The 730-nt window shown below is 56.7% G+C and carries 1 pseudogene; it reads right to left on the minus strand.

The annotated features are described in order from the left end of the window. Positions 1-650, minus strand: a pseudogene (locus tag B7364_RS07960) (IS110-like element ISMno25 family transposase); the annotation flags it as partial. Positions 651-730 lie beyond the last annotated feature (80 nt).

Here is a 730-nt window from a genome sequence, read left to right on the forward strand (position 1 = left end):
GCCAAGCGGATATAGCGGTCAGAGCGTGTCGCGATGAAGCCGCGAATGCCATGCGCAAACAAAAGACCCTTCACCCGGTTAGTGAAGCGGATGCGTTCAGCTATCAAGGTCCTGCGTTCACGGGTCAGCCTGCGTCGATCTTCCTCGGCTAAAGTGGGAACCACGACCATCGAGCAGACTCGTGGTTCACCCCGCTTCCACGCCGCCAGCGTTCGAACAAGGCCCTCGCCGTCAATCGTATCTGTCTTGACGCGTCGAAAGCGGCGGGCGACAGCAATCGATGTAGCGTCGACGACGTAACTCTCGATATCATTGCTCTCCAACATCCGGTGTATCCAAAAGCCGTCAATGCCCGCTTCTTGAATAGTCACAATACTAACCTTTGCTCCAAGGCGTTGTTCGGCCTTGTTGCGCAACCGTCTCAGAAGCTCCAACAACCCTGCGCCGTCGCCGCCCGTCACTTCGTGTCGCGACATCTTCGACGAGCCCGTTGCCAAGGCGGTTATTACCCAGCGCGCTTTGGAAAGCTCAATAGACGCCAGCAATGTTCGTGGCGGCGCAATCGATGTGCCTGCTGGTGTGTCTGGTGAAGTGCTCGGCACTTGCGCGTCTAACAAAGGTGCGTACTCAAGTTCAGTCGTCGTCTGCATGGATGCCTCCTCTGGTTGGGTTAGCCCGAGCATCCTAAACTGCTTCGTTCAGACGCCGTCCTTGCTCATAGAATCTGGCA

The sequence above is a fragment of the Aquidulcibacter paucihalophilus genome, assembly GCF_002105465.1.
Lineage (GTDB): Bacteria > Pseudomonadota > Alphaproteobacteria > Caulobacterales > Aquidulcibacteraceae > Aquidulcibacter > Aquidulcibacter paucihalophilus.